The 19854-nt window shown below is 60.1% G+C and carries 17 protein-coding genes, 1 tRNA gene and 1 pseudogene; 9 read left to right on the forward strand and 10 right to left on the reverse strand.

The features are described from left to right. Window positions 1-416: 416 nt before the first annotated feature. Together rdgC and AAIL66_RS10200 are read left to right on the forward strand one after the other, a co-directional pair. Window positions 417-700, forward strand: a pseudogene (rdgC, locus tag AAIL66_RS10195) (recombination-associated protein RdgC); the annotation flags it as partial. 583 nt (window positions 701-1283) lie between these two features. Beyond that, window positions 1284-2477: a GGDEF domain-containing protein gene (locus AAIL66_RS10200; RefSeq protein WP_343496652.1), complete on the forward strand. Its 1194-nt coding sequence runs from the start codon at window positions 1284-1286 to the stop codon at window positions 2475-2477. Between the two features lie 247 nt (window positions 2478-2724). Here the strand turns inward: AAIL66_RS10200 and AAIL66_RS10205 are convergent, their stop codons facing one another. Continuing rightward, window positions 2725-3027: a hypothetical protein gene (locus AAIL66_RS10205; RefSeq protein WP_034357033.1), complete on the reverse strand. Its 303-nt coding sequence runs from the start codon at window positions 3025-3027 to the stop codon at window positions 2725-2727. Window positions 3028-3299: 272 nt separating this feature from the next. Between AAIL66_RS10205 and AAIL66_RS10210 the strand changes: the two genes are divergently transcribed. Then, a complete protein-coding gene (locus AAIL66_RS10210) occupies window positions 3300-3617 on the forward strand; it encodes a hypothetical protein (RefSeq protein ID WP_343496653.1) in 318 nt (105 codons plus the stop codon). 810 nt (window positions 3618-4427) lie between these two features. On the opposite strand, the gene AAIL66_RS10215 is transcribed toward AAIL66_RS10210, so the two are convergent. The 7 genes from AAIL66_RS10215 to AAIL66_RS10245 form a co-directional block, all read right to left on the reverse strand. Next, window positions 4428-4503: transfer RNA gene (locus tag AAIL66_RS10215), tRNA-Val, on the reverse strand. Window positions 4504-4517: 14 nt separating this feature from the next. Continuing rightward, complete coding sequence (locus tag AAIL66_RS10220) at window positions 4518-4790, reverse strand: HU family DNA-binding protein (RefSeq protein WP_003056615.1); 273 nt, start codon at window positions 4788-4790, stop codon at window positions 4518-4520. 407 nt (window positions 4791-5197) lie between these two features. Beyond that, complete coding sequence (gene pgsA / locus AAIL66_RS10225; protein ID WP_003066269.1) at window positions 5198-5761, reverse strand: CDP-diacylglycerol--glycerol-3-phosphate 3-phosphatidyltransferase; 564 nt, start codon at window positions 5759-5761, stop codon at window positions 5198-5200. 60 nt (window positions 5762-5821) lie between these two features. Continuing rightward, window positions 5822-7774, reverse strand: a complete 1953-nt coding sequence (uvrC, locus tag AAIL66_RS10230; RefSeq protein ID WP_343496654.1) for an excinuclease ABC subunit UvrC — start codon at window positions 7772-7774, stop codon at window positions 5822-5824. Between the two features lie 205 nt (window positions 7775-7979). Further along, a complete protein-coding gene (locus AAIL66_RS10235; protein ID WP_034357028.1) occupies window positions 7980-8966 on the reverse strand; it encodes a tripartite tricarboxylate transporter substrate binding protein in 987 nt (328 codons plus the stop codon). Window positions 8967-9045: 79 nt separating this feature from the next. Continuing rightward, window positions 9046-10038: a hydroxymethylglutaryl-CoA lyase gene (locus tag AAIL66_RS10240; RefSeq protein ID WP_343496655.1), complete on the reverse strand. Its 993-nt coding sequence runs from the start codon at window positions 10036-10038 to the stop codon at window positions 9046-9048. After that, on the reverse strand, window positions 10035-11267 hold the full coding sequence (locus AAIL66_RS10245; RefSeq protein ID WP_052088887.1) for a CoA transferase: 1233 nt from the start codon (window positions 11265-11267) through the stop codon (window positions 10035-10037). Before AAIL66_RS10245 ends, AAIL66_RS10240 begins: the two co-directional genes overlap by 4 nt. 164 nt (window positions 11268-11431) lie before the next feature. On the opposite strand from AAIL66_RS10245, the gene AAIL66_RS10250 reads away from it, so the two are divergent. The 6 genes from AAIL66_RS10250 (at window position 11432) to AAIL66_RS10275 (ending at window position 16872) form a co-directional block, all read left to right on the forward strand. Then, window positions 11432-12346 carry a LysR family transcriptional regulator gene (locus tag AAIL66_RS10250; RefSeq protein ID WP_343496656.1) on the forward strand — a complete coding sequence of 305 codons (915 nt, stop codon included), beginning with the start codon at window positions 11432-11434 and terminating at the stop codon, window positions 12344-12346. Between the two features lie 4 nt (window positions 12347-12350). Continuing rightward, the gene (gene earP / locus AAIL66_RS10255; RefSeq protein ID WP_343496657.1) at window positions 12351-13472 is read left to right on the forward strand and encodes an elongation factor P maturation arginine rhamnosyltransferase EarP; all 1122 of its coding nucleotides are present in this window, start codon (window positions 12351-12353) and stop codon (window positions 13470-13472) included. A gap of 194 nt (window positions 13473-13666) precedes the next feature. Continuing rightward, window positions 13667-14221, forward strand: a complete 555-nt coding sequence (gene efp, locus AAIL66_RS10260; RefSeq protein WP_003056627.1) for an elongation factor P — start codon at window positions 13667-13669, stop codon at window positions 14219-14221. A gap of 170 nt (window positions 14222-14391) precedes the next feature. Further along, complete coding sequence (gene aat, locus AAIL66_RS10265) at window positions 14392-15141, forward strand: leucyl/phenylalanyl-tRNA--protein transferase (protein ID WP_034357018.1); 750 nt, start codon at window positions 14392-14394, stop codon at window positions 15139-15141. 28 nt (window positions 15142-15169) lie between these two features. Then, complete coding sequence (locus AAIL66_RS10270; protein WP_034357015.1) at window positions 15170-15940, forward strand: arginyltransferase; 771 nt, start codon at window positions 15170-15172, stop codon at window positions 15938-15940. Between the two features lie 98 nt (window positions 15941-16038). Then, a complete protein-coding gene (locus AAIL66_RS10275) occupies window positions 16039-16872 on the forward strand; it encodes an IclR family transcriptional regulator (RefSeq protein ID WP_003080783.1) in 834 nt (277 codons plus the stop codon). A 110-nt stretch (window positions 16873-16982) separates the two neighbouring features. Here the strand turns inward: AAIL66_RS10275 and pbpG are convergent, their stop codons facing one another. Both pbpG and AAIL66_RS10285 read right to left on the reverse strand, forming a co-directional pair. Next, window positions 16983-18197 (reverse strand): D-alanyl-D-alanine endopeptidase, encoded by a 1215-nt coding sequence (pbpG, locus tag AAIL66_RS10280; protein ID WP_034357008.1) that lies wholly within the window; start codon window positions 18195-18197, stop codon window positions 16983-16985. Between the two features lie 112 nt (window positions 18198-18309). Continuing rightward, window positions 18310-19848 (reverse strand): 2-isopropylmalate synthase, encoded by a 1539-nt coding sequence (locus AAIL66_RS10285; protein ID WP_343496658.1) that lies wholly within the window; start codon window positions 19846-19848, stop codon window positions 18310-18312. Window positions 19849-19854 lie beyond the last annotated feature (6 nt).

Raw genomic sequence — 19854 nt, forward strand, 5'->3', positions numbered from 1 at the left:
TCAAAAATATCAGCAACTTGCCCGCACAAGCAGATGAGCCAACCCTCCCCATCAAGACGCTGAGCGATGAATTCGCGTGCCCCGGCATGCACACCGGGCGGCTGGATGAAAAGACCGTTCAATGCCTGAAAGTGAACCAATGACCAGAATCCCCAGTGAAGCAAGCCGCGATTTCACAGTGCTCGGCTGGCCAGCCCTGTCATCTGGAGCGCCTGCCGAGCGCTACATCCAGCCCTGGGACAGCTATGACGGTAAAGAGTTGCGGCGCACACCGGGCATTAGCCGCTTTCGTGTGTTTGAGCTGCCAAGCCGCGCCATGGCCTGCTGATCTACTCCAACAACACGCTGCTCCCCTACCCCCACCCCATCGACAACACGACCCGCTGCTCAGCGGGTTTCGCTTTTCTGGAACCAAGGTGCTCAAGAGCATGATCATTTACCGCATTGCCAAGAGCTGGCAAAACAATCTGCAGGTGCAGGAGGATGGCCTGCAAAGACAATGTTCGAGGAGTGCGGCGCGCCCCACGAACGCGCCGCTGGCTGAGCAATGGGCCATGCGCTTCATGACCGAGACCAAAGTGCTGCCGGCCAGCGGCTCAACCGCAAAGTCAACGAGAAGGCCAACCGCCGCAAGCCTGGCAAGAAAGAGCTCCGCGATCTCAAGGATGAGCTTGAGCTGGATCTGCTGCCCATGGTCTTCGCCAGTGGCTGACATGCGCGCCCAAGGAGCGGAGCTCTAGCGCCCACGTCGCCTGGCATCCAAGGCGGATCACAAAGGCTGGGAGGTGGCATCCAGCCCGAGAAGCTGGATGAGGCAAACCCATAAACGGCTTTGCCAGATGACACAGAAGGCAGACGACAAGCCACCGGAGCCCTCACGAAGCCTCATGGCTTCGCACTGCAGTGCACAGCCAGCCGTACACCCTTCAAAAGGCCGCCCAGCAATACAAGAAGCTGGCCATAAAGGCAGGCTGGCTATTCTGATTCAGGAGATTAAAAAGGTCACTGCATAAGCTTCAAAAATCGCACGGAAGTTACATGCTAGCGATGAATGCGAATCAATAACCTGGAACGATTTTCATTCATAGCAGAAAGTCTTGGCATTGACAATTTTTGACTGATTTACCACTCCAAACAAGAAGCAGGCTGACATAGATGAGGGAGAACGCACGTTGTAATAAATTGTGACGCCAATAGCGAAGCACATGTACGGTGAAAGTAGATTGTCGCTTTTCGCTCAGGAACAGGCGTTACCGCTCTTCGATCGAGGAGGCTCTGGTCATATGTTCGCGAATAACGACCTCTTGGTTCTGACGCCACCTCTGGCGATCTTTGTTCTGGCAGTCATATTGGTCGTGGCCTGGCTCGCCCAACGATCTCAGCGCTTTCTGCTTTGGCAATCTTGCGCCTATTCACTCACTGCACTGCCTCTTGCAGCTCAAACCTTGATGCCCCTGGAGGAGCTCACTCGCTTCGCACTCCTGATTGGCAGTTTCTACCTGCTGAGCGCTTGGTGCCTTGCGAAAAGTTGGGCAGAGAGATGGCGTGTATCGGCCCAGCCACTTGTAGCGCTATTGATTGCCAGTATCACTTTAGCTGCGTTGTATTACTTTAGCCGGATCAACCCCAACGTCTGGGCTCGAGTGAACTCCTTCAGTGTTGGTTCAGGCCTTGTTTTACTGCTACCTATCCTCCAGGTCTATTCAAGGAAGAGCTCATTTGACTGGCTCGACAAGTCACTGCTCTGGCTGAGCATCATTTTCACAGCCTACACCCTTACTCGACCCATGATTATTTCGCTGCTGGGATACCCGGATCCGCAGTCATTTCCAAGATCGCCGTATTGGCTCTTGACACTGGTGAGCATATTGAACTTCGCGATACTCTTTACCGTGGTCATGACCGCCATTGCCGCAAAGGAAACTGTTGGCAAACTACAGAAAGAACGTGACCTTGATACTTTGACCCAGATATTGAATCGCAGATCCTTCCATGAATACGCCTTGAAGCTTTTAACCGACGTGAGGCTCTATCCCATGGCGGTGCTGGCCTGTGATATAGACCACTTCAAACGAATCAACGATACCTGGGGCCATGAATGTGGCGATAAGGTGCTGCAGCTTGTCTCCACGACTCTGCAAAACCATGTACGAGAGCGCGACCTCGTCGCACGGTTCGGTGGCGAAGAGTTTGTGATTCTGTTGACCGACATCGCACTGCGAGATGCAGAAGAAATTGCTCAACGCATCCGACGAGACCTCAGCTCGAATAAAGACACTCTTCTCTCCGGCACAAAATTGACCATGAGCTTTGGGATTTCATCGATCACCGATCCATCCCAGCTGGACCATGCCTTGAGAGAAGCCGATCAGCTTCTTTATCAGGCAAAAAATGCCGGACGTGATCAAGTGCATGTATCGGGAGTGAGTTATCCAGATATCTCTATCGAGAGCACTCATCCCAGCCTCGACCCGTAGTTGCAAGATGACCTGCCGCAGCGCTTTGTGAAAACCCTGCAGCGGGAGCTTTCCCAGCCTGCCACTGAGCGGGCTTTTGGCGCTCGAGCAATGCTCAAGAACATGATCATTTAGTGCCCTGCCATCGACTGGCAGGGCGATCTACAGGTACAGGAGGATGTGCCCCACAACAGACCTTTTTTGCCGACTGCTACTGCTCCACACAGGAGCAGCTCGGAGGTCGCCCATCTTCGCAACCGCTTGGCGGTCAAAGCCAGGAAGCCAGCATCACCTCAATATTCGACCGTATTTTTTCAAGCGTCTCCTTAAAGCGCTTGCCCTCCTCGGCCAGCCTCTCGTAATCGGACTCTTGCTTGCTCTTTAGGGCCGCGAGATGCAGATCTAACTTAGCGCGCTGCCTCATGGCTTGATCCAAAAGCCTCTCCGCTTCCACTTGATCGGCAGCGTTCGCACTCATTTTCTGTGCACGCTTCATCAACACATCGATATGAACCAAGTCCGCTTCAGACTCGCGAATGTGTCTTTCAGCCATCTGTTCAATCGTTTCCATGGCGACCTCCTAGCTAGGGACCGTCGCGTGAAGAGTCCTGCCAAACTGGTTGATATTCCGGTCCTCTCGGAACACACCCATCAAATCAGCCATTCCCTCGCTGTTGCCCTAATCCATAAGGTACCGCATCTGCCCAGCCCACAACAAGTGGGCGCTACCCAACACCATGAGCCCAATGCGCAAAACCGCTGGATTGGAATCTTCAGCACCAGCAATCTCCAGCTTCTCAAGCTGAGCAGCCAGCCACCAAGCAGGCTCGTTTTCTGGAGCCAATGCTTACACCTCAATTCGTGCGGGCACTGCCTGCCAAGCTGATGATTGACCTGTTGACCGGTGCCTGTGATGCCAGTACAGGCATTGAGCAGGCCAGCGGCCGCTCCATTGACACGGGGATCAACCATGACCTGACGCAGTCGGCGCGCACGATGCCAACAACGCCCCTAAAGACTCGCCACTATCGCGCGGACATTCGGAAGATGTACCGCGCGAAGCTACAGGCGGGTAGCCGTAGACCTGCTGAACGTATCCGGCTCACCGGCAAACGCGAGGTAACCGTGGACATAATGCTGCGCATGCTCATGCATGCGTGAGCGCTATAGCGCCCAGGACTTCCCGCCGAGCTACATCATCGATCACCAGGCTGCAGAAGCCTTCCGCAAAAACGACCCGGGAGCGAACGGTCGGCAACAGCGTCAACCCTCTGGCTGATCGTGGCCGGGAACAACAACGAAGCGAGCCCGCACAAACAACCAAATGAGCAGACTTCCTAGCAGTCCTATCCAGTCCCAGTCTTTAAGGCCGTGGATTAGGATTCGCAGGAGATGGCTCAGGCCTCGGCACTGCTGCTCCAGGATCTGGCTGTGGTCGCTGTATTCCCTCCATTGCCGGCGGCCGCGTTTCCAGTTCAGGCTTTGGTGCTTTGTCATCGCAGGCGCTCAGCGCGCCAGCGGCCACCAGCAACGCAATAGCAGATAGAGATTTCATGATTGGCCTCCTGTCATCGAACACATGAGCATGCTAGGCCGACCAGTTACGCGAAATGGAGCCAATTTTGCAAAACTCACACCCTGAGACACTCATCAGTATTCGCTCTGATTTCACCTTATTTATGCTTGTCCGATGAGCGAGACACCAATCTAGAAAGCTCCGGAGACACTTGAAAAGCAGGTATGAGAGCGAGAGCGTAAGAAGCCCGAAAAGATGTAACCCCGGCCCGCCGCCGCGGGCTTTTCTCAAGCGGCCATGAGCTCTCCTGCCGGGCGCCACGCCAGGCTCAGGCAGCTTGGCAAGCAACGATTTTGGTTGGTAGAGGCGGCTTGTGGAGGCTATTTGGGTTGGTAGAGAGGGCAAAGAAAAAGGGCTTAGATCGCTCTAAGCCCTTGATTTCTTTAGTTTTTTAGTGGTGGGTCCTGACGGTCTCGAACCGCCGACCTACTCCGTGTAAAGGAGCCGCTCTACCAACTGAGCTAAGGACCCACTAAAACTGGGTGTCAGTTCAGAGCATCTTTCAATGCTTTGCCCGGACGGAATTTAGGCACCTTGGCCGCTTTGATCTTGATGGAATCGCCGGTGCGAGGATTACGACCGGTGCGAGCTGCACGCTTGCCAACAGCAAATGTGCCAAAACCAACAAGCGATACTGTACCACCTTTTTTCAGTGTTTTCTTCACTGCGTCGATCGTGGAGTCCAGTGCACGCGCAGCTGCGGCCTTGGAAATATCGGCGTTGTTAGCGATGTGCTCAATCAGTTCGGTTTTATTCACAAGATGCCTCTCGAGAAATAAGTGAATGGAATGTCTCTGCAAACGCAGACCTTGCGTAGCAAGAAACCAGTCGCGATGAAGACGGAAGCCAGCCTATCAGTTTCTGCGTATGGGCAAGCCCATTTCTACCTGAAGCCGCTGACATTTTTGACGCCAACTCGCGCTGCGCATTCCAGCGACAGAACCAGATTCTATGCGGTTTTTGAGCGGGTTCGGCCATCCACAGCGGCTTTTTTCAAGCTTCTTCCGTGTCGGCTTCACCGATTGACAACAATTGACAAAATCTGCAGTCCGATCAAGTCATGCAAGGCACCGCCGCAAAGTCTTTTTGCCGCCCCGAAAGCAGCCCGCCAGATAGCAAAAAGCGCTTGATGAACAAGCGCTTTCAGAGAGGTCCATTTCGGATTTCAGAGCCTGGCACGAATTTCGGGCAATGCCTTTTGCAGGTAGTAGACCATGGACCAGACGGTCAGCACCGCTGCAATCCAGATCAGCCACTGCCCCCAGACGCCGGTATCGATCACTCCGAACGCCACTCCGTCATAGAGCAGAAAGGGAATGGCCACCATCTGGGCCATGGTCTTGGCCTTGCCGATCATGTGCACGGCCACGCTCTTGCTGGCACCGATCTGAGCCATCCATTCACGCAGCGCCGAGATTGCGATCTCGCGTCCGATGATGATCAGCGCCACGAACACATCGGCGCGTTGCAGATGAACCAGTACCAGCAGCGATGCACAGACCAGAAATTTGTCGGCAACGGGATCTAGAAAAGCACCGAATGCCGATGTCTGATTGAGCTTGCGCGCAAGATAACCATCGAACCAGTCGGTGGCGGCAAACACGATGAACATCACGGTGGCGATGAGATTGCGGGTCGCCTGATCCAGCGGCGCGTAAAACACCCCCACGATGAGCGGAATCGCCACGATCCGCGTAAGGGTCAGCACAGTAGGGATGGTGAAGAACATGGGTGTCATTGTGTCACGAGCACGCAGCGCCAGCGCGGATTCGCGCTCGCGCAGCCTGCATCAATGCAGTGCCTTGTAGATTTCTTCGGCCAGCGTTGCGGAAATGCCCTCCACCGTCATCAGATCGTCCACGCTGGCATCGGCCACGCCGCGCACGCCGCCAAAACGCTGCAGCAATCGCGCCCGCTTCTTGGGCCCCACGCCGGCAATGTCTTCCAGAGAGCTGCTGCCTGTGCGCACCTTGGCGCGGGCCGCGCGCATGCCGGTGATGGCGAAGCGGTGCGCCTCGTCGCGAATCTGCGCCACCAGCATCAGCGCCGCCGAGTCATGGCCCAGGTAGACCTTGTCGCGTCCATCGGCAAACACCAGCTCTTCCAGGCCGACCTTGCGGCCCTCGCCTTTTTCCACGCCCACGATGCGCGACAGATCAAGGCCCAGTTCCGTGAACACCTCGCGCGCCATGCTGACCTGGCCCTTGCCGCCGTCGACCAGCACCAGATCCGGCAGATGCGGCTGCTTGCCGGTCAGCTCGGCGCCGCCCGCCTCGCGCTGCGCCTCGGCCACGGGCTTGTAGCGACGCGTGAGCACCTGGCGCATGGCCGCATAGTCGTCGCCGCCGGTGATGCCTTCGATATTGAAACGGCGGTAATCGCTGCTCTGCATCTTGTGGTGATGGAACACCACGCAGGACGCCTTGGTGCTTTCACCGCTGGTGTGCGAGATATCGAAGCATTCGATGGTCAGCTCGTCGAGATTCTCGACCGGCAGGTCCAGCGCCTCGGCCAGCGCACGCGTGCGCGCCTGTTGCGAGCCTTCCTCGGCCAGCAGACGGGCCAGCTGGATGTCGGCATTTTTCTGTGCCATCTCCAGCCAGATGCGGCGCTGCTCGCGCGGCTGCTGGACCACGGTGATGCGCACGCCGGTCTGGTCTGTCAGCAGTTCCACCAGTCGCTTCTCCACAGGATGGCTGACGATGAGCGTGGGCGGCACGGCCACGCCGACATAGTGCTGAGCGATGAAGGCCTCCAGCACCAGCTCCTCCACGGGCCGCGCCTCGGCCGCGGCGTCCACCTCGTCCTCGCTGGAGTAGACCGATGCGGCATCGCCCAGATTCGCCGGGAAGTAAGGCCGATCGCCCAGGTGGCGGCCGCCGCGCACCATGGCCAGGTTGACGCAGGCGCGGCCGCCCTGCACGCGCACGGCCAGGATGTCCACATCCTTGTCGTCGGTGGTTTCGATCGCCTGCTGGTGCAGCACGCGCGACAGGGCCGTGAGCTGGTTGCGCACCTCGGCCGCCTGCTCGAACTCCAGCTTGTCGGAGTGCGCCATCATGCGCGCTTCAAGCTGCTGCAGCAGCTCGCTGGTTTCGCCGCGCAGCATGGCCTCGGCATTGCGCACATCCAGCGCATAGGCCTCGGGCGATATCAGATCCACGCAGGGGCCTGTGCAGCGCTTGATCTGGTAGAGCAGACAGGGCCGGCTGCGGTTGGCGAACACCGTGTCTTCACAGGTGCGCAGCCTAAAGACTTTCTGCAGCAGCTGAATGCTTTCCTTGACCGCCCAGGCACTGGGGTAGGGGCCGAAATAGCGGTGCTTCTTGTCCACGGCGCCGCGGTAGTAGGCGATGCGCGGGAACTCCTGAAACGCCGGTTCGCCCTCCTTGCCGTCACGATGCGCCACACCGGTGATCTTGAGATATGGATAGCTTTTGTCGTCTCTGAACAGGATGTTGTACTTGGGGTACAGCGTCTTGATGAGGTTGTTTTCCAGCAGCAGCGCCTCGGCTTCTGAGCGCACCACCGTGGTCTCCAGACGCGCGATCTTGCTGACCATATGGCCTATGCGTGTGCCGCCATGGTCCTTCTGGAAATAGCTGGAAACGCGGCGCTTGAGGTTGATGGCCTTGCCCACATAGAGCAGGACACCGGCAGCATCGAAATAGCGATAGACGCCCGGCAATGGCGGCAGCGCGGCCACCTGGGCCAGCAGTTCGGCGGAATGCGTGGAAGACATGGGCGCTATTGTCTGCGCATGTGGACGAATCCGGCAGCAAGCGGCTCAAACGACCAGGCAGTCTGTAGCACCTCAATAAAAGGAGCTGCTAGCGCCTGATCAGATTGAATTTCAGATAGTTTTCAACCTGAAATCTTTATCAATCGAGCGATAGCAGCTCCTTTTTTAGAGCCAAGGATGCAAGGAAATCCCTGCGGCTTGCAGCTTACTCGGCTTCGATCTTGGACGACTTCACCACCTGCGCCCAGTTGCCGTATTCGGTCTTGACCATGGCCGCCAGTTGCTGCGGGCTCATATAGTCCGCCGTGGCGCCCTGCTCTTCGGCCTTTTTCCTGAAGGCAGGATCCTCCACCACCTTCTTGATATCGGCTGCCAGCTTGTCGATCACGGGCTGCGGCGTAGCCTTGGGCGCAAACACGGCAAACCAAGAGGTGGCGTTCACGCCCGGATAGCCGGCTTCAGCCGTGGTGGGCACATTGGGCAGACTGGGCAGGCGCTGCTTGCCCGTTACGGCCAGCACGCGCAGCTTGCCGCTTTGCACATGGGGCATGAAGGGAGGCGCGGTGCCGAAGGTCAGGTCCACCTGGCCGCCCAGCAGGTCCTGCAGCGCCGGGCCTGTGCCCTTGTAGGGCACGTGCACCATCTTCACGCCGGCCTGCTGCTCCAGCATGGCGCCCGTCACATGCTGCAGCGAGCCGTTGCCCGACGAGGCATAGTTGAGCTTGCCGGGATTGGCCTTGGTGTAGCTCACCAGTTCGGCCAGAGTCTTCACCGGCAGCTCGGAGCGCACCACGATGATCTGCGGTGCCGACAGCACATTGGCCACGGGGGCAAAGTCGCCCTGCTCCCAGCTCTTGGCCTTGGTCAGGTGGGGCGAGATGACGTGGTAGCCCGAGTACTGCATCAGCAGCGTGTAGCCGTCGGCATCCGCGCGCTTGACCAGATTGGCGGCAATGGCGCCGTTGCCGCCACCCTTGTTGTCCACCACAACCGATTGCCCCATCACCGGCGCCAGCGCCTGTGCGGCCATGCGGCCGGCCAGATCTGTGGTGCCGCCTGCGGCTGCGGGCACGATCATCAGCACGGTTTTGCTGGGATAGCTGCCCTGGGCCATGGCCGGGGCGCTGGCCAGACCGGCGGCGGCAGTAGCCGCAGCCAGCATGAAATAAAGGCGTTGACGTTGAACAGTCATGTTTGTCTCCTTGTTGGAATGTTGAACTGCGCCAGCTCCTTCCCCCGAAAGAGCCGCTGCAGCGGGGGCAGAAACCGTCTCAGGCCCTGGCTTGGGCGCGTTCCTTGATCTCGGCAAAATCCGCGGGCGGCCGGTGCAGATCCCAGCGCGCACCGGCCTTGACGATCTGGCTGGGCGTCTCGTGGCCGATCAGTGCGGGCAGGCTGCGCGCGGCCGCCACGATTCGGGCCAGGTCCGTGCCGGTGTCGTAGCCCATGAGCTGCAGCGCATGCACGATCTCTTCGGTGCAGGCATTGCCCGAGGCGCCCGGCGCATAGGGACAGCCGCCCAGACCGCCAATCGAGGCGTCGAAGCGATCCGCTCCCGCAGCGATGGAGGCCAGCACATTGGCCAGCGCCATGCCGCGCGTATTGTGGAAATGCAGGGTCAGGCCCAACTGGGGCCAGCGCGCCTTGAAAGCCTGGACCATGGAATGCACCTGGCTGGGATAGGCCATGCCCGTGGTGTCGCACAGCGTGATGCCCTGCACGCCCAGATCGGCAAAGCGCTGCACCCAGGCCAGCACTTCGGCCTCGGCCACATCGCCCTCCATGGGGCAGCCAAAGCAGCAGGAAAGCGACACGTTGACGGGCGTTGCCGCCTGCTGCGCCGTGGCGATCACCTGCCTGAGCGCCTCGAAGGACTGGCTGCGCTGCATGCGCAGATTGCAGAGGTTGTGCGTCTCGCTGACCGACATCACCAGATTGAGCTCGTCGGTCTGCGCATCGATGGCGCGCTCCGCGCCGCGCACATTGGGCACCAGCGCCGTATAGACCGTGCCCGGTCGGCGCGCAATCTCGCGCATCACGATCTCGCCGTCGCGCAGGGCCGGGATGGCCTTGGGCGAGACAAAGGCCGTGACTTCGATCTTGGACAGGCCCGCCTCGGACAGCGCATTGACCAGCGCGATCTTGTCCTCGGTGGACACAAAGGCCTGCTCCATCTGCAGACCGTCGCGCGTACCGACTTCGTTCATATGGATGCGACGACCCGCACCAATCCACACCGTAGCATTCAGGTCGGCGGCCATCATTGGACAATCCCCTTGGCGCGCAGCTGCGTGATCTGCTCGGCGCTCAGGCCGATCTCGGCCAGCACGGCATCGGTGTCGTCGCCCACATGGGGGGCGCTGCTGCGCACTGTGCCCGGCGTCAGCGAAAGCTTGGGCACCACGCCGGGCACCTGCAGCTCGAAACCATCGCGGGTGCGCTGGGTCAGGATCATCTCGCGTGCCTGGTAATGCGGATCCTCGGCAATATCTTTGGCCGTGTAGACCTTGCCGGCCGGCACGCGTGCCGCGCCCAGCTCGTCCATCACCGTCTGCACGCTGCGTGCCTGCGTCCAGGCGCCAATCGCGGCATCGATCTCGGCCACGCGCTGGACTCGGCCCGCGTTGTCGGCCAGATCGGGCGCATCGGCCAGATCCTGACGGCCGATGGCCGTCATGAGTCGCTTGAAGATGGAGTCGCCATTGCCCGCCACCAGCACCCAGCCATCCTGGCAGGGGTAGGCATTCGAGGGTGCAATGCCCGGCAGCGCGCTGCCGGCGGCCTCGCGCACGGCGCCAAAGGCACTGTACTCGGGGATCAGGCTCTCCATGATGTTGAACACGGCCTCATGCAGGGCCACATCGATCACCTGGCCGGGACCGCCGTTCACCTTGCGGTGATACAGAGCCATCATCACGCCGATCACGCCGTGCAGGGCCGCCAGCGTATCGCCGATCGACACGCCCACGCGTACCGGCACCCGGCCCGGCTCGGCCGTCAGATGGCGCAGCCCGCCCATGGCTTCGCCGATCACGCCAAAGCCCGGCAGATCGCGATAGGGGCCGGTCTGGCCGTAGCCAGAGATGCGCAGGATCACCAGGCCTGGGTTGATGGCGTGCAGCTCCTCGGGCGACATGCCCCAGCCCTCCAGCGTGCCGGGACGGAAGTTCTCGACCAGCACGTCTGCTTCGGCAATCAGCTGACGCGCCACGGACTGCGCCTCCTGCTGGCGCAGATCGAGAGCGACCGAACGCTTGTTGCGCGACTGCACCTGCCACCAGACGGAGGTGCCTTCCTTGATCAGGCGCCAGTTACGCAGAGGATCGCCAGCACCGGGCGCTTCGATCTTGATGACATCGGCCCCAAACTCGCCCAGGGTCTTGCCACAGAAGGGGCCGGCAATCAGCTGGCCCATTTCCACCACTTTCACCCCTTCCAGCGCGCGCGGCGTGGCAGTCTGTGTGGCAGGGTCTTGGATATTCATCGTCGTCATCCGTTTGTCTCTCGATGGTTGTCTTGCTGTGCCGCTTTGCGTTGACCAACACCAGGCAAAACGGCTTTTCAATCATCTTGCCCTTGAAGATCAGTCCTGCAAAACGCTGAAATGCGAAGCTGCCATCGCATTTGGGCATAGCCAGGCGGGATAATGCATGTCTCATGAAACTGGACCCGATCACCCTGCGCCTGTTTGTGGCCGTGATGGAGGAGAGCGCCATCGCGCGTGCCGCGGCACGCGAGCACATAGCCCCCTCGGCCGCCAGCCGCCGCCTGGCCGAGCTGGAGGATCAGCTGCAGCTTGAGCTGTTCACACGCAGCAACCGTGGCAGCCAGCCCACGGCCGCCGCCTATGCCCTGCTGAACATGGCGCGCGGCGTGCTCAACGAGCTGGACGGCATCGCCACGCAGATGAAGGGCTATGCCCAGGGCGGCGAGCAAGGCCTGCGCGGCCATGTGCGGGTAATGGCGAATATTTCCAGCATCACCCAGTTTCTGCCGGCCCAGCTGCAAAGCTTTCTGAGCCGGCACCCGCTGGTGGACGTGCGGCTGCAGGAGCGCGTGAGCACCGATATCGCGCGCGCCGTGGCAGACAACGAAGCCGATATCGGCCTGCTCAACAACGGCAGCTACGGCAGCAAGATCAGCCTGCGCCCCTATCGCCGGGACCGGCTGGCCGTGGTCATGCCTCGATCGCATCCGCTGGCCGGCGAGCACAGGCTGCGCCTGGAACAAGTCCTCGAGCATGATCTGATCGGCATGCATGCCGACAGCGCACTCAACCATCTCATCACCCGCTCTGCCGCCGACCAGGGCCTGCAGCCGCGCCTGCGCATGAAGGTCACCGGCTATGACGCCCTGTGCCTGATGGTGGCCGCCGGCCTGGGCGTTGGCATTCTTCCCGAGGGCAGCGCCCATATCTACATGGGCGCCCTGCCCTTGCGCTGCATCCGCCTGGACGAAGTCTGGGCCGAGCGCCAGCTCATGCTCTGCGTACGCTCCCAGGACGCACTCTCGCCCGTCGCGCAACTGCTGGTCGAGCACCTTTGCCAGAGCGCCTCAACCGATAAAAACTGAACCCATGCCTGATTTCTCACCAATGCCTCTGCCCGCCCCCGGGGCGCCCCATCCGTCGCTGTGCTGGGACATCTTCTGCCAGGTCATAGACAACTTTGGCGACGTGGGCGTGTGCTGGCGCACAGCCGCAGAACTCGCCGCACGCGGCCAACATGTACGCCTGTGGATGGACGATGCCAGTGCCCTGCAATGGATGGCACCTCAGCCCTGGCCTCCGGGCTTGAGCGTGCATGCCTGGCCTGTGCAAGCTGCTGACATCCCTGCGCCAATCGGCGATGTGGTCATCGAGGCATTCGGCTGCGAGATTCCCGCAGCATTTCTGAGCGCCATTGCAGACAAGGCGTCGAAGAGCAAGCCTCCAGTCTGGATCAACCTCGAATATCTCTCGGCCGAAGACTATGTGGAGCGCTGCCATCGCCTGCCCTCACGCATCATGAGCGGCCCTGCTGCCGGGCTGACACGCTGGTTCTTCTACCCCGGCTTCACGGCTGCCACCGGCTCGCTGGTGCGCGAGCAGAACCTGGCACAGCGCCAGCAGACCTTCATGGCGCAGCGCGAATCATGGCGCCGCGCAGAAAGCATTCAGCATGACGAATGCGCCGTCTCGCTGTTTTGCTACGAGCCTGCCGCCCTGCCCCGGTTGCTCGCGCAGCTCTCGGACAAGCAGGCGCTCAATGCCAGGCTGCTGGTAACCCCGGGACGCGCAACGGCTGCCGTGCAGGCGCTGCCCGAAGCGCAGCAGATGCAGCCGGTCTATCTGCAAGCCCGCCCTCAGGCCCGGTTCGACGAAATGCTCTGGGGCTGCGACCTGAACCTGGTGCGTGGCGAGGATTCCCTGGTCCGCGCGCTCTGGGCCGGCCAGCCCATGGTCTGGCAGATCTACCCTCAGCATGACAACGCCCACCACGACAAGCTAAATGCCTTTCTCGACTGGCTCCAGGCCCCGGACAGCCTCAGGCGCTTTCACCACACCTGGAACGGCATGACCGCACCGCAAACATTGCCTTTGCTGACGCGCGAAATGCTCAATGAATGGGCCTGCTGCATCAGGGCTGCGCGCAGCAGATTGACGGAACAAACCGAGCTGATTGCGCAGCTTCAAGCTTTTGTCGCCGAAAAAAGCTAAAATCCACGTTTTGCCTCTCTGAGGGCAGTCGCAGCCGGTATGCCGAGCGATCTTGCTTTCGGGGTCGCGCCCCGCCGCGGTACATGCGGCAGGCCCCGCCGCCGCACCTTTGATGCGTTGCTTTCTCCAGCGACCATTGCGAACAGCTTGCCTGCCGTGTAGAGCGGCTCCAACCTTTCAAACGCAAGCAAGCCATGAAAATCGCTCAAGAAATCCGCGCAGGCAATGTGATCATGTTCGGCAAGGACCCCATGATCGTTCTGAAGACCGAATACGCTCGTGGCGGCCGTGGCGCTGCTACCGTGCGCATGAAGCTCAAGAGCCTGATCGGCAACTTCGGCACGGAAAACGTGTTCAAGGCCGACGACAAGATCGACAACGTGATCCTGGACAAGAAGGATTGCACCTACTCCTACTTCGCCGACCCCATGTACGTGTGGATGGACGAAGAATTCAACCAGTACGAAGTCGAAGCCGAAAACATGGCTGACGCACTGAACTACCTGGAAGACGGCATGACTGCCGAAGTGGTGTTCTACGACGGCAAGGCCATCTCCGTCGAGCTGCCCACCACCATCGTGCGCGAAATCACCTGGACCGAACCCGCCGTCAAGGGCGATACCTCCGGCAAGGTTCTGAAGCCCGCCAAGATCGCTACCGGCTTCGAAGTGGCCGTGCCCCTGTTCGTGTCTCAAGAAGACAAGATCGAAATCGACACCCGCACCGGCGAATACCGCAAGCGCGTGTAATGTGGCGGCAGCTGCCGCAGCTGCTTCCCGGCAAAAGGCTTCCTTCAGGAAGCCTTTTTTCATTTCCACCTCCGACAGCGGGATTACGCCAGCCGCCTTCGTCCGCCGCGACACTCAAAACCGCTTCAGTCTGTGCAAGACTAAGGGCAGTCCATCCACTCCCACTGCCAATGACGCACTCCCTGCCCTGGCTGCAGCCCGAACAAGAATTTCCCCCCATTGATCAGACCTGGGGGGAGAGGGATCCCATTCCAGGGCTGCTCGCCGCCGGCAACACCCTGGATGCCGCCCGCCTTCGCACGGCTTACAGCCAGGGAATCTTCCCTTGGTTCAGCGAGGGCCAGCCCGTGCTCTGGTGGTCCCCCAATCCACGCATGGCCCTGCATCCCGACGAGTTTCGTCTGCACCGCAGCCTGCGCAAAAGACTGCAGAAATTTCGCAATGATCCGCGCTGCGAAATTCGCATCGACAGCGCTTTTGCCACGGTGATGCAGCATTGCGCCCAGACCCCGCGCGACGGCCAGAACGGCACCTGGATTGTGCAAAGCATCGTCGATGCCTATACCGAGCTGCATCAGCAGGGCGCTGCACACAGCGTGGAAACCTGGATCGACGGCCAGCTGGTCGGCGGCCTTTACTGCGTGGCACTGGGCAGAGCGGTTTTTGGCGAATCCATGTTCGCACTGCAGACCGATGCCTCCAAGATTGCACTGTCGGCGCTGGTGGCCCTGTGCAGGGCTCATCAGGTGCCGCAGATCGACTGCCAGCAGGCCACCGCACATCTGTCTTTCATGGGCGCTCGAGAAGTCACAAGAGCGCAGTTCGCCCGAACCGTTCAAGCCCAGGCCCAGCTGCCCGATATGCAGTGGCAATTCAGGCCCATATACTGGGAACAGTTGCTGAGCCATACTGAGGCTTGACGCACCGCATCTGCAGCCGAGTCCGATCATGACGCACCCGAACGACCTCCCGCTACATGCCCTGCAGTTCTATGCCACGGCAGCCTATCCCTGCAGCTATCTGCCGGGCCGGCTGGCACGCTCTCAGGTCGCCACACCCAGTCACCTGATTCAGAACACCACCTATTCGGAACTGGTCACGCTGGGCTTCAGGCGTAGCGGCATGTTCACCTATCGCCCCTATTGCGATGGCTGCAAGGCCTGCGTTCCTCTGCGAATTCTGGCCCAGGAGTTTCGCCCCAGCCGCAGCCAGCGGCGCGCTGCAAAACAGCATGGGCAACTTGTCGCCTCCATTCAGCGCCTGCACTACTCCGACGAACACTACCAGCTCTACCTACGCTACCAGCAGCACCGCCATAGCGGCGGCGGCATGGACAACGACAGCGTGGACCAGTACACGCAGTTTCTGCTGCAAAGCCGGGTCAACTCCCGATTGGTCGAGTTCCGCGAGCCGGGCGCAGAAGGTCAGCCCGGCACACTCAAAATGCTCTCCATTCTGGACGTGCTGGAGGACGGGCTGTCGGCGGTCTACACCTTCTACGATCCGGAGGACCACGCCAGCTATGGAACCTTCAATGTGCTGTGGCAAATTCAGCAAGCCAAAGCCATGAACCTGCCTTATGTCTATCTTGGCTACTGGATCTCCGAGAGCCAGAAGATGCGCTACAAGGCCAGCTTTTTGCCACATGAGATCCGCCAGGGCGAGCTATGGCAGCGCGTAGACAGGCAAAGCATTGTGCGCTCGCAAATTGAAGAGTGACGCTGCAAAAAACAGCACATGGATATATGAGCGGATGACATGGCTGCACGGCTGCAGCACCGCTAGAATGCCCTCATCCCGCAAAGTATCTCCAACGCATGAAAAAAGACGACCTATCGGCCTCCGCAAAGCCCAGCGTCCAGGTTCTGGAACGCATGTTCACGTTGATCGACGTGCTGGCATCGCGTGAGGAAGCGGTTTCTTTGAAGGAGATCAGCGAACGCACGGGCCTGCATCCATCGACCACGCACCGCATACTCAATGACCTTGCACTGGGCCGCTTTGTGGATCGCCCCGAATCGGGCAGCTACCGCCTGGGCATGCGCTTTCTGGAACTGGGCAACCTGGTCAAGGCCCGGCTGAATGTACGTGAAGTGGCGCTGACCCCCATGCGTCAGCTTTACAAGCAGATTCAGCAACCCATCAGCCTGTCCGTGCGCCAGGGCGACGAGATTGTCTATGTGGAACGCGCCTACAGCGAGCGCTCGGGCATGCAGGTGGTACGCGCCATTGGCGGCCACGCGCCTTTGCATTTGACCTCCAACGGCAAGCTGTTTCTGGCAGCTGACGATTCCCAGCAGGTGCGCGCCTACGCCATGCGCACCGGCCTGCCCGGCAAGACCCATTTCAGCATCACCCAGCTGGGTGACCTAGAACATGAGCTGGCCAAGGTGCGCCAATACGGCATTGCCCGCGACAACGAAGAGCTGGAATTGGGCGTGCGCTGCATGGCAGCCGGCATTTACGACGACCAGAGCAAGCTGATTGCGGGCCTGTCTATCTCTGCCCCAGCAGACCGCCTTGACGAGAGCTGGGCCCCCAGATTGCAGGCCACGGTGCAGGAAATTTCCGTGGCGCTGGGTTTCAGCGGCACACGCCCGGCCCCGGCTCAGGCCGCCCCCAACCCCTATAGCCGCAGCCAGCACAGTTGAATACAGGGGCGCCTCTCGCAATCTGCAAAGGGACTGGAATTCCATTTCAGATGTAGACCCAATAAAAAAGCGCTACCTGGGTAGCGCTTTTTGACTGGACCTTTACCTGCTTAGCCCCTGATACGGCTTGCAATCGTATTGCTGGCGGTGGGCCCCTTGCTTTCCATCCAGTGGCGCACGCGCTCGGCATCTGCCAGGCGGCTGAACTTGCCTGCGGAATCCAGGAACACCATGATCAGCTTGCGCCCGGCCACATGGGCCTGCATCACAAGGCAGCGTCCGGCTTCGGAGATATAGCCGGTCTTTTGCAGGCCGATATCCCAGTTGTCGCTCTTGACCAGACGGTTGGTGTTGTTGAACTGCAGCGTGCGGCGACCGACGGCCACTTCATAGCCGGGCGATGTGGAGTACTCGCGCATCAGCGGATCGGCATGCGCCACCGCCACCAGGCGCGCCAGATCGCGTGCGCTGGACTGATTGCTGCTGGACAGGCCGGTGGGCTCCACATAGCGCGTGTCCTTCATGCCCAGTTGCAGCGCCTTGGAGTTCATCAGCTGCACAAACTGCGCCAGACCACCGGGATAAGTGCGTCCCAGGGCATGGGCAGCACGGTTCTCGCTGGACATCAGCGCCAGATGCATCATCTCTGCACGCGTCAAGGTGGTACCGACACGCAGGCGGGAGCTGCTGTGCTTTTCGGTGTCCACATCGTCCTGCGTGATGGTGATCATCTCATCCATGGGCAGGCGGGCCTGAGAGATCAGCAGACCGGTCATCAGCTTGGTCAGCGAGGCAATCGGCAGCACGGCCTGATCGTTCTTGCTCAGCAGCACCTCATGTGTGTCCTGGTCGATCACATAAGCCACGCTGCTTTGCAGATCCAGGGGATCCGAGACGGAGTGAAGACCCGCCATCTGCCCATAGGACAGACGTGCGGGCTCGACTGCCGTGGCAGTTGCTGCTGCCGCAACCGTAGCGCCAGCGGCTCCTGCCCTGGCCAGACGCTTCTTGCCGCCGGTCTTCTCGTCTCTTTCGGCCTTGGCTGCTAGAGAAGTCTTGCCGCCCTTCTTGCTTGCAAGCTTGGCGTCTGCCTTTTCCGGCTTGCCTTTGGCGACCTTTGCGCTTTTGGGCTGCGCTGCGGCACGAACCTTGCCAGCCGGCTCCTTGGCCGCTTTCTTAGCCGAAGCCGCAGCAGCCACGGGCTTTTTGGAGTCTTTTTTGGGCGTCGCCGCATGCGCTGCCGGAGCAGCCAGAGCGCAGCTCAACAGAGCCAAAGACACCACCTGGGTGAGTTTTGCAAGGCGAAATGGACGCAGCAGCTGCATGCGATACTCCAGACAACAAGGTGTAAGGATTTAATTCAATCAAAAAAGTTGTGCAGTGACAAGCACTTGCACAACCTTCTCGATAATCTGAGTGAAATTATAAATCCAGCAGTCAACCTTGTGCTGCAACAACTTCCTGATTGCTATGCAATTTGTTCAAAGCGCTCAGATATGCCTTGGCCGATGCGACCACAATATCGGGGTCAGCACCCACTCCGTTGACGATGCGACCACTGCGTTGCAGGCGCACCGTCACCTCGCCCTGACTCTCGGTTGAGCCGCTGATGGCATTGACGGAATACAGCACCATTTCGGCACCGCTCTTGACTTCGGACTCGATGGCCTTGAACGAGGCATCGACCGGACCATTGCCCTCGGAGCTGGCCTTGATTTCCCGACCTGCATTGCTGAAGACCACGCTTGCATGTGGGCGCTCACCCGTTTCGCTCTGCTGGGCCAGCGAAATGAACTGGAACTGATTGTCCTGGTGCTCCGCGCCTTCGGCATTCACCAGCGCCAGAATGTCCTCATCAAAGATTTCGCTCTTCCGATCCGCGAGTTCCTTGAAGCGCGTGAAGGCCTGGTTGATGGCAGCTTCGCTGTCCAGTTCCACCCCCAGCTCCTGCAGGCGCTGCTTGAAGGCGTTGCGACCGCTGAGCTTGCCCAGCACGATCTTGTTGGCCGCCCAGCCCACATCCTCGGCACGCATGATTTCGTAGGTATCACGCGCCTTGAGCACGCCATCCTGATGAATGCCAGAGGCATGGGCAAAGGCATTGGCTCCCACCACCGCCTTGTTGGGCTGAACCACAAAGCCCGTGGTCTGGCTGACCAGGCGGCTGGCGGCCACGATATGCTGGGTATCGATATTCACGTCGAGACCAAAGTAATCCTTGCGCGTCTTGATGGCCATGACTACTTCTTCAAGTGAGCAGTTACCTGCACGCTCGCCCAGCCCGTTGATGGTGCATTCGATCTGGCGCGCGCCGCCGATCTTCACGCCCGCCAGCGAATTGGCAACCGCCATGCCCAGGTCGTTGTGGCAATGCACGGACCAGACGGCCTTGTCGCTGTTGGGCACGCGCTCGCGCAAGTTGCGAATGAACTCGCCATAAAGCTCGGGAATCGCGTAGCCCACGGTGTCGGGCACGTTGATGGTGGTTGCACCCTCCTTGATGACGGCCTCGATCACGCGCGCCAGAAAATCGGGTTCGCTGCGATAGCCGTCCTCCGCGCTGAATTCGATGTCTTCGATGAGATTGCGCCCGAAGCGCACGGCCTGCTTGGCCTGCTCCAGCACCTGCTCGGGTGTCATGCGCAGCTTTTTCTCCATGTGCAGCGGACTGGTGGCGATGAAGGTGTGAATGCGAGCGCGGTTGGCACCCTTCAAGGACTCGGCCGCACGCGCGATGTCGCGGTCGTTGGCGCGGGAGAGCGAGCAGACTGTGGAGTCCTTGATGGCACGCGCAATGGCCTGGATGGACTCGAAGTCACCATTGGATGCCGCGGCAAACCCTGCCTCGATCACATCGACCTTGAGGCGCTCCAGCTGGCGTGCAATGCGCAGCTTTTCATCGCGCGTCATGGATGCGCCGGGCGACTGCTCGCCGTCACGCAAGGTGGTGTCAAAAATAATGAGCTGATCGGACATGGTGGG

Origin of the sequence: Comamonas sp. F1-6 (assembly GCF_039581415.1) — a bacterium.
Taxonomy (GTDB): Bacteria; Pseudomonadota; Gammaproteobacteria; order Burkholderiales; family Burkholderiaceae_C; genus Comamonas; species Comamonas thiooxydans.

Bases quoted from the DNA above. Each gene is read 5' to 3' on its own strand.
- AAIL66_RS10245 (WP_052088887.1), bottom strand. From the start codon at position 11,267: ATGACGACGATGAATATCCAAGACCCTGCCACACAGACTGCCACGCCG.
- pgsA (WP_003066269.1), bottom strand. From the start codon at position 5,761: ATGTTCTTCACCATCCCTACTGTGCTGACCCTTACGCGGATCGTGGCG.
- uvrC (WP_343496654.1), bottom strand. From the start codon at position 7,774: ATGTCTTCCACGCATTCCGCCGAACTGCTGGCCCAGGTGGCCGCGCTG.
- AAIL66_RS10235 (WP_034357028.1), bottom strand. From the start codon at position 8,966: ATGACTGTTCAACGTCAACGCCTTTATTTCATGCTGGCTGCGGCTACT.
- AAIL66_RS10285 (WP_343496658.1), bottom strand. From the start codon at position 19,848: ATGTCCGATCAGCTCATTATTTTTGACACCACCTTGCGTGACGGCGAG.
- efp (WP_003056627.1), top strand. From the start codon at position 13,667: ATGAAAATCGCTCAAGAAATCCGCGCAGGCAATGTGATCATGTTCGGC.
- AAIL66_RS10200 (WP_343496652.1), top strand. From the start codon at position 1,284: ATGTTCGCGAATAACGACCTCTTGGTTCTGACGCCACCTCTGGCGATC.
- aat (WP_034357018.1), top strand. From the start codon at position 14,392: ATGACGCACTCCCTGCCCTGGCTGCAGCCCGAACAAGAATTTCCCCCC.
- AAIL66_RS10205 (WP_034357033.1), bottom strand. From the start codon at position 3,027: ATGGAAACGATTGAACAGATGGCTGAAAGACACATTCGCGAGTCTGAA.
- AAIL66_RS10240 (WP_343496655.1), bottom strand. From the start codon at position 10,038: ATGATGGCCGCCGACCTGAATGCTACGGTGTGGATTGGTGCGGGTCGT.
- earP (WP_343496657.1), top strand. From the start codon at position 12,351: ATGCCTGATTTCTCACCAATGCCTCTGCCCGCCCCCGGGGCGCCCCAT.
- AAIL66_RS10275 (WP_003080783.1), top strand. From the start codon at position 16,039: ATGAAAAAAGACGACCTATCGGCCTCCGCAAAGCCCAGCGTCCAGGTT.
- AAIL66_RS10210 (WP_343496653.1), top strand. From the start codon at position 3,300: ATGCTTACACCTCAATTCGTGCGGGCACTGCCTGCCAAGCTGATGATT.
- pbpG (WP_034357008.1), bottom strand. From the start codon at position 18,197: ATGCAGCTGCTGCGTCCATTTCGCCTTGCAAAACTCACCCAGGTGGTG.
- AAIL66_RS10250 (WP_343496656.1), top strand. From the start codon at position 11,432: ATGAAACTGGACCCGATCACCCTGCGCCTGTTTGTGGCCGTGATGGAG.
- AAIL66_RS10270 (WP_034357015.1), top strand. From the start codon at position 15,170: ATGACGCACCCGAACGACCTCCCGCTACATGCCCTGCAGTTCTATGCC.